Genomic DNA, 12,325 nt, shown 5'->3' on the forward strand with positions numbered 1-12,325 from the left:
CGACAGCACGTCGCCCACCGGCGACGGGGCATGCGAAGGCATGTCGCCCCCCGGCGACGGGGCATGCGACGGCATATCGGGCCCGGCTATGGTCGCGGTCATGCGGCCGTCTCCTTGCGTTTGGCGGCCAGACGCGCGCGGAACAAGTCGTCGACGGTGTCGGCGCGGCGGGCATAGGTATGGCAGGCCAGCATCCGGGCGCGGGCCTTCTGACCGATCGCCTGCGCCCGTTCCGGTGTCAGACCGTTCAGGATCGACAGCACCTCGCGGCCGTCATGGGCGACCAGCACCTCGGCATCGGGTTCAAGGAAGGTCTCGATTCCGGGCCAGGCATCGGTGATCAGGCAGGCGCCGGCGGCGGCGGCCTCGAAGATCCGGGTGGGTGGCGAAAAGCCGCTGGTCGCCATGCTGTCGCGGTTGATGTTCAGCACCGCGCGCGGCGAGACGTTGAAGGCATTGTGGTCGGCGGTGCGGACATGGCCGATCGCCCGGACATTGGGCGGCAGGTCGGCCTGCACCCAGCCCGATCCGCCCAGCAGCATCGTCAGATGCGGTGCCTGACGGGCGGGTTCCAGAAAGAAGTCGTGCACCCGGGCCTCGCGGTCGGGCAGGCGGTTGCCGAGAAAGGCCAGATCGCAGGCGAAACGCGGCTCCGGCGGCACCGGGAAATGGGTGTCGGCATCGACGGCGTTATAGACCGGCGTGCAGTCTTTCGCGCCGAAGCCGGCATAATCGGCCGCGACCCCCGGGCCCCCGCCATAGGTGAGCACCCCGTCGAGCGCCGGCAGCACCCGGCGCAGCACCGGTTCACGGTCGTCGCGCATGGCGGCCAGGGTGGCCGGTGCGTCGACATCCCAGAACATCCGCAGCGCGTCGGGCCGGGTGGCGGCGGTGACGGCGGCAAGCAGGGCGTCGTCGAACACGCCGACGCCGCTGGCCTTGATCACCACATCCGCCCGTGACGCCTGGGCGGCGGCATCGGCCATGCCGGCGGGGGTTGCCGGATAGACCACCACCTCGCACCAGGATGGCGGGTCGATGTCGCGGTTCTCCTGGCGGCCCAGCGCGTCGGGCTCATAGAAGGTCACCTGCCAGCCATGGGCGGCCAGGGCGCGGATGATGCCGCGATAATAGGTGGCGGCGCCGTTCCAGTAGCTGGACAGGATGCTGGAGCCGTAAAAGGCGATCTTCATCACTCTGCGACCTCCCTGGCGTCTTGATGACCGGCGTCGTGATGTGCGGCGTCGTGATGTCCGGCGTCGAGATGTCCGGCGTCGAAACGGTGAGGCGCCAGGCCGCTCAGGATCTTCAGCAGCTGGTCCACCCGGTGGTTGCAACCATGACGGGCCAGGATTGTTTCACGGCCCCGCGCCGCCAGATCTGCGGCGAGGTCGCGATCGGCCAGGATCCTGCGGATCTGCTGGCGCATCCGGGGTCCGGTGTCGGCGGTGAGATAGTCGGTGCCGGTGCGGAACAGCCCCTCGGTGTCGGTCCACGGCGCCGAGACCAGCGGAATGCCAGAGGCCAGCGCCTCGAACATCCGGATGGTGGGGATGCCGGGCAGGTCGGTCGCATAGAACCGCCTGGGCACGTGCACGGTCATCCGGTGGCGGGCAAAGGCCCGGGGCACATCGGCATTGGCGATCCAGCCGGCGTAATCGATGCCGGCCCGGGCCAGAGCCTGGCGCACCGGATCGGGATAGCGCACGCCGTGGATGGTGGCGGTCAGAGCCAGGGCCCGCACCGGCTCGACCAGAAATTCATCCAGTTCGGCACCGCGTTCGCCATCGCCCCAATTGCCGATCCAGACCAGATCGCGCCGGTGTCTGTCATGATCGGGCCGGCTATCGGGGCGCGGCCCGAACAGCCGCAGATCGGCGGCTTCATGCCAGACATGGACATTGCGGCCCCAGCCATGGCGCCGCCAGGTTTCGGCCAGAACCGCGCCGAAGGCCAGCACCGCGTCATAGCCATCCAGATCCAGCGCCGCCATCTCGTGCGGGGCTGAAACCGCGCGGTGATGGGTGTCGTGGAACAGCAGCAGAAAGGGTGCGCCGGCGATGCGCCGCCGGCCCAGATCGGCGACCAGCGCCGGATCGGTCCATTCATGCACGATCACCACGTCGGCGCCGTCGAGCATCGGGTCGATATCGGCGGGGCCTGTATAGGAAACGGCGCGGATCTCGGGGAAGGTGTCGTGGAACCGGGCGACCGCCTCCGGCCCCTGGCTGGCCACCAGATTGGTCCGGCTCCAGCCGTCGGCGGGTTCCAGCACCACGACCTCGTGGCCGCGTGCCGACAACTCGCGCACGATGCCGCGCTGGAAATGGGCGTTGCCGTGATTCCAGCACGACACCACGGAATGACTGAACAGAACGAATTTCATGGTCGGGCGGCTCCTGACTCCGGGCTGGCGGGGGCCGGGGGTGATGCATCCGGTTGCGGCCGGCCGGCATGGCGTGCCAGAACGCCGCCATAGAGCGCGAGCAATGCCTCGGCCTGTCGCGCCGGCGAGAAGGTGGCGGACCGGGTCATCGCCAGCAGCCCCATGCGGCCGCGCGCCACCGGATCGCCGGCCAGCCGGTTCACGGCATCGCGGGCCGCCGCCGGATCGTTGGGGTCGACGAACAGGGCGCAGTCCTCCCACAATTCGCGATGGGTGGGGATGTCCGACAGCACCAGGGCGGCACCGGCGGTGGCGGCTTCCAGCACCGCCAGCCCGAAGGGTTCGTAAAGCGACAGCGAGACGAAGACCGGCGCCCGCGCCAGCCGGCGGCGCAGCGTGTGATGATCGAGCACGCCCAGCGCCGTGACATGCGACACCGCCACCGCATGGCCGGCGGGATCGTCGAGCGGTCCCGCTATGTCCAACGGCCAGATCATGCCTTGGGCGGCGGCATCCAGCACGGCGAGGTTCTTGGCCGGATCCCACCACCGCGCCGCCGCCAGCACCCGCTGATCCTTGGGCGCCGCCATCACCGGCCGGGACGCGTTCGCCACCACATGCAGATCGGGCAGGGCGCCATAGATGGCGGTGAGGTCATCCGCGAAAGCCTGCGACGGGCACAGCACCGCATCGGCGGCGGCAAGCCCGCGCGCGGTGGCGTGATTGTGCCAGACGAGATCGGCCGGCAGCGTCTGGCCGCGCACGGCGCGCCACCATGTGGCCATGCAGGAATGGGCGGCGGCGATGCGCGGCAGTTGCGGATCGACGAACGGCAGAAAGGGCGGGTTGTTCAGATGCAGGATATCGGGTGCCGCCTGCGCCACGGCATCGGCGACGATCCGGCCGCTTCGCGCCAGCGCCTCGGCTCCGTCGACCTGCCAGTCGAGCGGCGTGTGCGCCCAGGACAGCGCGATCCCGGCCTCGGCCGCCTCGGCGGACTGGCGCTGTGACGGATCGGGGCCGATGCCGAGCAGGCTGGCGGCGATGGTTCGGGGGGCGGCCCCCGGCACCGCCAGCGCGCGGCCGTTCAGCGCGCGCGCGGCATCCATGGCATAGCGCCAGACGCCCCCCACCGCATCGGCGGTGATCAGCAGGCGCAGTGGCGGGGTCAGCGACCGCATGCCGCCTCCAGACGCGCCAGCGCCACCGGCCGCTCGTCCTGAATGTCGCTGAACCGGTCGAAGGCCGCGAGGTAGTGGTCATGCGCCCGTTCCCAGGCATGATCGTCGGGCAGGCCCCACATCTGGCGGTATTGCGGCGAGGCGGGATAGGGATAGAGCGGCACCGGATCATTCGCCCAGACACCCTTGCCCTGCACCAGATTGCGCCAGGCTGCGACCTCGGCCGGGTCATCCTCAGGCGTGCCGATCAGATTGGCCTGGACGAAGGGCACGTGTTCGCGCGCCGTGATCAGCAGCCGGGTCAGCTCGTCGGTGCCGATCTTGCAGCGCTTGTCGAGCGCCGCCCGGCCGGCGACGGTGAGGCTTTCGACCCCGGCCTCGATCGACACGCAGCCGGCCCGGCCCAGCAGCGCCAGCATGTCGGGCTTCCACAGATCGATGCGGGTCTGGATGCCGAAGCGGATATCGCGGGCGGCCAGCGCCTCCAGCAGCGGCGTCTGCGGCAGGAAGATCTCGTCGATGAAATAGAGATAGGTTACGCCCTGCGCGATCAGCCGGTCGATTTCGGCCAGCAGCAGGTTCAGGTCGCGGCGGCGATAGCGGTCGCGGAAATCCAGCTTGGCGCAGAAGGTGCAGGCATAGGGGCAGCCGCGCGAGGCTTCCACTTCGGCGCCGGGGCCATCAGGGGCGGCATCGAAGCGGTGATGATGATGGCGGTGGCGCTGCACCCAGTCATCGGGCCAGGCGAGCGGCGGCAGATCGGTGAAGCGGCTGGCATGGCCGGTGCCGTTGACCCGGAGCGTGCCGTCGCGGTCGATCCAGGCGGTGGCGGCGATGCGGGTCATGGCCGCACGGCCGCCGGCTTCGGCCAGGGCCGCCACCACCTCTTCGCATTCGCCCATCACCACGGCATCGGCCTTCAGCTTGCGCAAAGTGGGGCCGGGGGTGGTGGAGCCATGCGGCCCGACCGCGACGACCAGCCCGCCCCGGCGGTTCAGATCGCGGATGAAGGTCGCCGGCACCCGCAGTTCCGGCTGGGCGCAGCGCCAGAACAGATAGGTGGGTGCGGTGGTGACCACGGTCATCGCGGGGCTGAAATCCGCGACCATGGCCGCGGCATCGGCGCTGTCGATCGCCTGAAGATGGGCGTCGATCAGCAGCACCTGGTGGCCGGCGGCTTCCAGCATCGCGCGGGTATAGCCCAGTTCCAGCGGCAGATGGGGCTCGCGGCAGCCGAAATAGATGCTGCCGTCGAAGGTCCAGGGCGGATTGACGAGCGCGATCTTCATGCCATGAGACTCCATTGCTTGCCGCCGCCATCGGCGCCGGCTGCCCGCTCCGCCAGGGCGGCGGGGGGTGCGGCGCCGGTGATGGCGGTGCCGTCTTCGACCAGCCAGTCGTGCAGGCTGGTCAGCCCCGCCTTCCACTGGATCTGGCGGCGCCAGCCGGTGGCGGCCTCCAGCCGCCGGGTATCGGCCACGAACCACAACTGGTCGCCGGTGCGCGGCGGCTCGAACCGGGTGGTCACCGGCCGGCCGGTCAGGCGGGCGATTTCGTCCAGCACCGTCATCAGGCTGACGGCGTTGGTGGGGCCGCCGCCCAGATTGAAGGCGCGGCCGGCATGGGTGGTGATCTGGTCGCGCAGCAGCAGATAGGCCGCGACCGCGTCGTGCACATGCAGGATGTCGCGCACCTGATGGCCATCGCCGAACAGGGTGATGGTCTCGCCTTTCAGCGCCCGGATCAGGAAATGCGCCACCCAGCCCTGATCCTCGGTGCCGAACTGGCGGGGGCCATAGATGCAGCTCATCCGCAGCACCGCCGCGGGCAGGCCGAAGGAGCTGGCGTAATCCAGCACATACTGATCGGCGGCGCCCTTGGAACAACCATAGGGCGTGGCAAGGTCCAGGCTGTGGCCTTCGTCGATGCCGCCCTGGCGCAGACGGGCGTCGACCGGCAGATGGCCTTGCGGCCCCTGTTCCAGCGCCAGATGGGTCAGATGGCCATAAACCTTGTTGGTGCTGGCGAAGACCAGCGGGGTCGGGCAGGGCTTGGCGCGCAGCGCCTCCAGCAGATGGAGCGTGCCGGCGGCGTTGATGGTGAAGTCCTCGACCGGTGCCGTCAGGCTTTCGGTCACCGCCACCTGGGCCGCCAGATGAAACACCGATCCGGCGTCGCCGGCGGCCTCGCTCAAGGCATCGAGGTCGCGGATGTCGGCGGCATGCAGCGCCACATGGTTGCCGTGGCGGGCGCGCAGCCAGTCGACATTGGTGCTGACCCCCGGCCGGCTGAGGTTGTCGAACAGGATGACGTCCTCGCCCCGCGTCAGCAGCGCGTCGGCCAGATTGCTGCCGATGAAGCCGGCGCCACCGGTGATCAACACCGGAGACGCGGCCCGGCGGCGGGTGGTGCCACGGGTGGTGCCGGCGGGGTCGGCATCGCCATCATCGGCGCGGCGCGGGCTGTCTTCGCTGATCGCGATCTTGCGGCGCACGGCGGCCACCCCGCCCTGGCGCAGCAGCCGGGCCAGAAGCTTGTCGCGGCCGCGATCGTCCAGCATGCCCATGTGGTAATGGCGGATGTCGAACTGGCGGCCTTCCTGCACCGCCACATCGGGCGGCAGGTCGCGCAGGCCGTACCAGTACAGCCGGTCGGCCGGCGCATCCAGTGCCTGAAGGAAGCGCCGGGCCTGTTCGCGCTGGTCGTGGCGCCAGGTGGAATAGCCGCCTTCGGTGATCCAGATCCCGGCCCGGGGATTATGACGGTCCAGCAGGCCGCGCAGAGCGGTGATATGCCGGGTCCAGCCTTCCCAGCCGCCGGCCTCGCTGTCCCATGTGCCGGGAAAGCCGTGGATGCCGACGGCGGACACCGTGCCCAGCACGCCGCGCTCGCCCATCAGTTCCAGCCAGTTCAGATCGAACGGGCAGGGGCCGCCCAGCACCACCGGCCAGCCGCGATGTTCGGACCACCAGGCGGCGGCGCCGATCATCTCGCAGAAGATCTGCCAGTCGGGATCGGCCCGCCAGTCCCAGTCCAGCAGGTTGTTGGGTTCGTTCCACAGTTCGATGCGCGGGAAATGGCCGCCATAGCGGGTGAGGACCAGATCGACGAAATCGGCCAGATCCTGCGGCCGGCGCGGCGGGCCGGCGCTGGTGCCGGTGCGCGACAGCGATGGCGGGGTGTAATGGATGCAGGGCAGCACCTCCACCCGGGCCGCCAGGGTCGGGATCAGCCAGTCATACCAGTCCTGGCCGCCGGGCGCGTGGAAATCCGCCCACGAGAGATGCGTGCGCAGCCACGAGGCGCCCAGCGCCTCGACATGGTCCAGGCTGTCCAGCACCCGCATATGATCGCCGGGGCGGAACCATTCGGCGACCCCGAAGGCCGGTGCCGCGCTGGTCTGTGCCGCCCTGGTTTGCGAACGGGCCGATGTCATACCACCAGCCCCCGCGTCTCAAGCTCCTGATGGGCCTGACGCACGCGGTCCTGAGCCCGCTGGGTCGATACCCAGTCGACCAGTTCCAGAACCGTGTCTTCCAGCGGCAGTTCGGGTTGGAAACCCAGCCGGGCGCGGGCGCGGGTGATGTCGGCGAAACAGTGCCGCACATCGCCGACCCGCGATTTCTGCAGAATCTGCGGCGCCAGATCCTCGCGGTCCATGGCGCCGGCCAGCAGCCGCGCCACCTGCGACACGGTATAGATCCGGCCGCTGGCGATGTTCAGGATCTCGCCGCCAAGGCCCGGGGTTTCCAGGGCCAGACGGAAGGCGCGGGCGACGTCGCGGACATGGACGAAATCGCGATGCTGCTCGCCATCCTCGAACACCATCGGTGACTGGCCGTTCAGCAGCCGGCCGGCAAAAATCGCCAGCACCCCGGTATAGGGGTTCGACAGCATCTGGCCGGGGCCGAAGGTGTTGAACAGGCGCAGGCTGACCGCCTCGATGCCATAGGCGGCACCCAGGATCAGGGTCATCTGTTCCTGATCGAACTTGGTCAGGGCATAGATCGAGGCGAGGTCCGGGCGCTTGGTCTCAGGGGTCGCGGCCGGAATCAGCGGCCGGCCGCAGGCCATCACCGGATCCCAGCGGCCGGCCTTCACGGCCTCGGCCGTGCGACGGACATCCTCGACGGCGGCGCCTTCAGGGGTGAGGTACAGGCCCTCGCCATAGACGCTCATCGACGAGGCGACGATCACCTTGCGCACGCCGCTGTTGACCACCTGCTGCATCAGCACGGCGCTGCCCAGCGTGTTGACCGACACATAGCGGTCGATCTCGTACATGCTCTGGCCGACACCCACGTCGGAGGCCAGATTGATCACCGCATCGGCGCCGTCCAGCGCCGTGGTCACCGCTGCGGGGTCGCGCACATCGCCCAGGATGAACTCGACCGCCGCGGGCAGGCCCCCGGCTGGCGACGGCGACGGGCCATGCGCCTGTTCGATCAGGCTGTCCAGAACCCGGACCCGGTGCCCGGCCCGCAGCAATTCGGTGCAGACGTGCCGACCGATGAAGCCGGCACCCCCTGTGATCAGGACTGTGCTCATGCGGTTGTCTTCCCGGTATCAGTCCGGCGGGCGTCGGGCCGCCGGCTCGTGATGTCAGGAGGAACAACTGCTCGGGCAAGAAAAGGTTTCCTGCTGTTGTAGATGATCCGGCAGCAGAAGAAGCAGGGGGCGGAGAAGAAGAAGATGAAGAAGGCGGCCGGGCCGCCGACAGCCTTAGCTGTCGGCGATCCCCGGCCTGGCGGGCTGGTTCTGTTCGCGCGTCGTCAGGCGGTCGTGCCGCCGACTGCTGCCGCCGACCACGTCATCAAGAAAATCATGCTCGTCGTCGCTGTCGAGCAGGCGCAGCAGAGCGGTCCGCGCCCGGCTGACCCGGCTCTTGATCGTGCCGAGGGCGCAACCGCAGATCTCGGCCGCTTCCTCATAACTCATGCCACCACCACCGACCAGCATCAGCGCCTCGCGCTGATCGGGTGGCAGCTTCTGCACCGCCTCGTCGACCAGCCGCAGCTTCAGCGACCATTCCTGCGAGGGCTTCACATGCACACCGGGCAGGTCTTCGACCACCAGAACCGGCTCGCGCTGCTGCTTGTGATACAAGGTGTAGAATGTATTGCGCTGAATGGTGAACAGCCAGGCGCGGAGATTGGTACCGGCGGTGAACTGACGGGCGTTGGCGATCGCCTTGGTCAGCGTTTCCTGCACCAGATCATCGGCTTCGCACGGGCTGCGGGTCAGGGATCGAGCGAAGGCGCGCAGGGACGGGATCAGATTGACGATCTCATCATGGAGAGTGGGCTCGTCCTGGAGAGATGGTTGATGTTGTTCCATCATGCGTGGCCTTTGTCCGTTGCTTGTCGCGTCAGATGCACTGGATGGCGTTGGCCTGCTCCTGCGTTGGAACACCGCAACGCGACCGGCGGGTGATTGCCCGGTCGTCGAGGTCAGATCAGTCTGCACTGGTTGTCGTGGCATCCGTGTGTCCTCCCTGTTCCAACGGGTGGTTGCGGAGTGATGCGTGCAAATGACCCGGTGTCGTAATTGGTTAAAATTGACTCTTTCCTCACCTGAGCCAATTTCACCGGTGGTCCGTGAAACACATCTTATGCGAATTGCTTCGTGAGCTGTTCAAGAGGTAGTGGTTCCCGTGGATTTCTCAACAACCCTAGCCGCAAAAGCCCCGAGGTTCTTTAATCTGCATTAATGCCACAGGTGCGCACCTGACGTATGTATGGCGGGCGGCGCATTGATTTCGACGCGCCCGGTATTAACCTTGTGGGCGGGGTGTCGTGCGGCCGGCGGGACGGTGAGGTGCGATGTACCATATGCCGGACCCGGCGCGCGCGGCAGGCTCTCACGCGCGAAACGGCCGCAGCCCGCCGGTTGGGCGCCGGCAGGCTGCGGCCGTTTCAAAGCGGGTGAGTGGTGCATGCCGGGTGGTGGAACAGGCGCCGTCCAGGTGTCCCTCAGCGCACCAGCGCTTCGACCAGGACGACGACACATATAAATAATATTGTCAGGACGGCGACGACGATCAGCCCGCGCGGAACCCGGCGCGGCCGGCCGCCTCCATGGCGCGCGAAGCGGTCGCCGCTCAAGCCCGGGGCGTTCACCGGATCGGGGCGCCCGCGGGTTTCCTCCGCCATCGCGGCGCCGGCCGCCGCGGCATCGGGTGGCGCGCCCGCGGCCTCGTCGTCGGTGCCCAGGCCGGCCGCGGCCGGATCGACCAGCGGCACCTTATCGCCGGTGTCGCCACGGTCGATGCGGTCGCGGAGCTGGGCCGCATTGGGTGGGCCCGATGCAGGCGGAGCCGATGCGGGCGAGAGTGGCGCCAGATGTTCGCCGGCCGGCCGGGTGGTCCGTGGGTCACGGGAGGGCTGGGGGTCGCGGGACGGGCTTGTGTCAGACATGTGGCAACTCCGCTGCGGCCCCCGACTTTCCGTATGGGCCTCACTTCCGGCAGGGGCCTGTACTCTGTCAACGGCTTGCGGACAAGCGTGTTCCACGGTCGCCGGCGCCGGCATAGAAGGCGGCCACCGCCGCGATGTCGGCGTCGGTCAGACCGTGGGCGGCGCGGGCCATCAGATGCGCATGGCTGCCGCCGCCGCGCACGGCCGCGCGCCACAGATATAGCTGGGTTTCCAGATAGGCCCGGTCCTGACCGGTGAGGCGCGGAAAGCCGGGGCGCGGTTGCGTGACGGCGCCATCGACGACAATCCCGCCATGGCAACTGCCACAGGCCGGTACCCGCTGATCGGGCAGACCGTCGGCGGCGATGGCGCCGCCACGGTCGGCGATCTGCCGGCGGACGTCATCCGGCACGGCGGCCGGCTGCGCCGGCTGTTGTGGCCGCCGGCCGGCGTAATGCCGGGCGAGGCGGGCGATCTCGTCGTCGCTGAGCCCGCTTGCCGCCAATTGCATGATCCCTGAGCCGCGCCGGCCATCGCGATAAGCGGCGAGGCTGGTGGCCAGATAGTCGGCCGACTGGCCGCCGATCACCGGAAACGCACCGCCATCCGAGCCGCCATCAATGCCGTGACAGGCGACGCAGCCGGCCAGGGCCGGATCGGCGCCGTCTGCCGCATCGGCGGCTGGTAGCGCCGGTGCGGTGGCGCCCCGCAACCGGTCGTAGCTGACCTCGTCCATCTCGGGCAGGGCGCGCAGAAAGGCGACCATCGCCCAGACCTCGTCATCGCGCGGCGGCGCCGGCCAGGCCGGCATGCCGCTGAACTTCACGCCATGTTTGACGATGGTGAACAATTCCGCCGGCGTCCAGGCATCGGCGGAATTGCCCAGGCCCGGCGGCGCCGGGGTCATCTGATAGGGCACGGGACCGGTGGCCTTGCCCGGTGCGCCATGGCAGAAGCGGCAGGACGCCTCGAAATGCCCGGCGGCGCGCCGGACCAGCGCCGGGTCGTCGACGATGGCGGGTTCTTCCACCGACATGGCGTTCAACCGCACGGAATTCTGCATCACCCAGTGCAGGAACCAACTGGTGATCCGCCAATGCCCGGAACTGGCCGAAATCGGCATCAGCCCGACCCAGAGCCCGATGGTGACCACGGCGGCAAGCACGACCAGCCCCGAGGCCAGATGGCGGATATGGATCTTCATGATGCCGTCTCCCCGGTCTGGCGGAACATCCGCGCCATCAGCACCACGCCGCCGGCCAGATAGGCCGCCCCGCCCATCAACAGCATGATGATGCCGCCGAACTGCTGGTCGGCGATGACCGCGAGCGGATCGACATCGGTGCCGTGCAGCCCGCTGAGCGCATGGGTATAGAGCGGCCGGCCGGCGAAGGCGATCAGCGCGCCGAGCAGGGTCATGTGAATGGAGGTGAGCAGCAGGCCCAGCGTGCCCAGCAGGCTCTGGCCCCGGGGCCCGCGCGCGCCCCGGCCCAGACAGGCGATCCAGACCAGCAGGCCGGCGGCAAGAAAGCTGCCTTGTTCAAGGATATAGCCGGTGCCGCTTGTGCGCGCCCAGCCATGCAGCAGCGGCGCATGCCAGCCCCAGACCACCAGCAATTCGACCAGCGAGGCCGGCAGCGGCCCGAACAGACGCGGATGACGCGGGGTCGGATCATACCGGCTGCCGGCGATGCCGATGGCGATCAGCGGCGCCACGATTGTGACCAGCCCCATATGCACCGCCATATGGGCGGCGAAGGACGTGGCCGAGGCCCGCGCCAGCGGCCCCGCCCACAACGCCGCCAGCACGACCAGCCCGGCCGCCACCGGCAGCCAGATGGCGACGGGCGGGCGCACCGATGCCGATGATGGCGTGGCGCGGGGTATCGGCGCGGCCATCACCGGCAATCCGTCATGAACACGGCCGGCAGGCCGCTATAGATCACCGCGACGAAACTGAGCGCCGCGACCAGAAAGGTCGCCGCCCCCATCTGGCGCCGGCGGTCTTTCAGCGTGGGGGCGTCGTGGGGGCTGGTCTCCATGCTGAAGCCGGTATAGCGGTGCGCGGCCACGGCCGCCGCCAGAATGAACACCAGCGCCAGCCCGGTGGCGATGGCGATGGCCAGACGCACCACGCCCAGATCCCAGCCCTTGGCACAGGCGATGGCGGCGAAGACATAGGCGAACAGGAAATGCAGCGCCCAGACCGTGGGCGGTGCGATCAGCGTGATCAGATTGGCGCGGTCTGGTCTGGTCAGCATGATGATCCGGTCCTTGGGCCTCGTCTTCTTCGGGTCGGGGTGGGTCTTCGGGTGAGGGTGGGGCTTCGGGTGGGGGGCATC

At 68.9% G+C, this 12,325-nt stretch carries 11 protein-coding genes; all 11 read right to left on the bottom strand.

Annotated elements, in window-relative coordinates; all coding sequences use genetic code 11:
- Positions 1-98: 98 nt before the first annotated feature.
- Positions 99-1,193 (bottom strand): CgeB family protein, encoded by a 1,095-nt coding sequence (locus WG924_RS11725; protein ID WP_345933208.1) that lies wholly within the window; start codon positions 1,191-1,193, stop codon positions 99-101.
- A complete protein-coding gene (locus WG924_RS11730; protein ID WP_345933209.1) occupies positions 1,193-2,386 on the bottom strand; it encodes a CgeB family protein in 1,194 nt (397 codons plus the stop codon). Before WG924_RS11730 ends, WG924_RS11725 begins: the two co-directional genes overlap by 1 nt.
- Positions 2,383-3,567 (bottom strand): glycosyltransferase family 4 protein, encoded by a 1,185-nt coding sequence (locus WG924_RS11735; RefSeq protein WP_345933210.1) that lies wholly within the window; start codon positions 3,565-3,567, stop codon positions 2,383-2,385. The genes WG924_RS11730 and WG924_RS11735 overlap by 4 nt, the downstream gene beginning before the upstream one ends.
- Positions 3,555-4,856 (bottom strand): TIGR04295 family B12-binding domain-containing radical SAM protein, encoded by a 1,302-nt coding sequence (locus WG924_RS11740; RefSeq protein WP_345933211.1) that lies wholly within the window; start codon positions 4,854-4,856, stop codon positions 3,555-3,557. The genes WG924_RS11735 and WG924_RS11740 overlap by 13 nt, the downstream gene beginning before the upstream one ends.
- Entirely contained in the window at positions 4,853-7,003 is a 2,151-nt protein-coding gene (locus WG924_RS11745) for an NAD-dependent epimerase/dehydratase family protein (RefSeq protein ID WP_345933212.1), read from the bottom strand. Before WG924_RS11745 ends, WG924_RS11740 begins: the two co-directional genes overlap by 4 nt.
- Positions 7,000-8,115 carry an NAD-dependent epimerase/dehydratase family protein gene (locus WG924_RS11750; RefSeq protein ID WP_345933213.1) on the bottom strand — a complete coding sequence of 372 codons (1,116 nt, stop codon included), beginning with the start codon at positions 8,113-8,115 and terminating at the stop codon, positions 7,000-7,002. The genes WG924_RS11745 and WG924_RS11750 overlap by 4 nt, the downstream gene beginning before the upstream one ends.
- 174 nt (positions 8,116-8,289) lie before the next feature.
- Positions 8,290-8,907 (bottom strand): sigma-70 family RNA polymerase sigma factor, encoded by a 618-nt coding sequence (locus tag WG924_RS11755; RefSeq protein ID WP_345933214.1) that lies wholly within the window; start codon positions 8,905-8,907, stop codon positions 8,290-8,292.
- Between the two features lie 632 nt (positions 8,908-9,539).
- Positions 9,540-9,983 carry a hypothetical protein gene (locus tag WG924_RS11760; protein ID WP_345933215.1) on the bottom strand — a complete coding sequence of 148 codons (444 nt, stop codon included), beginning with the start codon at positions 9,981-9,983 and terminating at the stop codon, positions 9,540-9,542.
- Between the two features lie 67 nt (positions 9,984-10,050).
- On the bottom strand, positions 10,051-11,187 hold the full coding sequence (locus WG924_RS11765) for a c-type cytochrome (protein WP_345933216.1): 1,137 nt from the start codon (positions 11,185-11,187) through the stop codon (positions 10,051-10,053).
- Positions 11,184-11,882 (bottom strand): cytochrome c oxidase assembly protein, encoded by a 699-nt coding sequence (locus WG924_RS11770; protein WP_345933217.1) that lies wholly within the window; start codon positions 11,880-11,882, stop codon positions 11,184-11,186. The genes WG924_RS11765 and WG924_RS11770 overlap by 4 nt, the downstream gene beginning before the upstream one ends.
- Positions 11,882-12,244 (bottom strand): transmembrane prediction, encoded by a 363-nt coding sequence (locus WG924_RS11775; RefSeq protein ID WP_345933218.1) that lies wholly within the window; start codon positions 12,242-12,244, stop codon positions 11,882-11,884. The genes WG924_RS11770 and WG924_RS11775 overlap by 1 nt, the downstream gene beginning before the upstream one ends.
- Positions 12,245-12,325 lie beyond the last annotated feature (81 nt).

Source organism: Tistrella arctica, assembly GCF_039630945.1.
In the GTDB taxonomy this organism is placed as follows: Bacteria; Pseudomonadota; Alphaproteobacteria; order Tistrellales; family Tistrellaceae; genus Tistrella; species Tistrella bauzanensis.

Bases quoted from the DNA above. Each gene is read 5' to 3' on its own strand.
- WG924_RS11765 (WP_345933216.1), bottom strand. From the start codon at position 11,187: ATGAAGATCCATATCCGCCATCTGGCCTCGGGGCTGGTCGTGCTTGCC.
- WG924_RS11755 (WP_345933214.1), bottom strand. From the start codon at position 8,907: ATGATGGAACAACATCAACCATCTCTCCAGGACGAGCCCACTCTCCAT.
- WG924_RS11775 (WP_345933218.1), bottom strand. From the start codon at position 12,244: ATGCTGACCAGACCAGACCGCGCCAATCTGATCACGCTGATCGCACCG.
- WG924_RS11740 (WP_345933211.1), bottom strand. From the start codon at position 4,856: ATGAAGATCGCGCTCGTCAATCCGCCCTGGACCTTCGACGGCAGCATC.
- WG924_RS11745 (WP_345933212.1), bottom strand. From the start codon at position 7,003: ATGACATCGGCCCGTTCGCAAACCAGGGCGGCACAGACCAGCGCGGCA.
- WG924_RS11735 (WP_345933210.1), bottom strand. From the start codon at position 3,567: ATGCGGTCGCTGACCCCGCCACTGCGCCTGCTGATCACCGCCGATGCG.
- WG924_RS11725 (WP_345933208.1), bottom strand. From the start codon at position 1,193: ATGAAGATCGCCTTTTACGGCTCCAGCATCCTGTCCAGCTACTGGAAC.
- WG924_RS11760 (WP_345933215.1), bottom strand. From the start codon at position 9,983: ATGTCTGACACAAGCCCGTCCCGCGACCCCCAGCCCTCCCGTGACCCA.
- WG924_RS11750 (WP_345933213.1), bottom strand. From the start codon at position 8,115: ATGAGCACAGTCCTGATCACAGGGGGTGCCGGCTTCATCGGTCGGCAC.
- WG924_RS11770 (WP_345933217.1), bottom strand. From the start codon at position 11,882: ATGGCCGCGCCGATACCCCGCGCCACGCCATCATCGGCATCGGTGCGC.
- WG924_RS11730 (WP_345933209.1), bottom strand. From the start codon at position 2,386: ATGAAATTCGTTCTGTTCAGTCATTCCGTGGTGTCGTGCTGGAATCAC.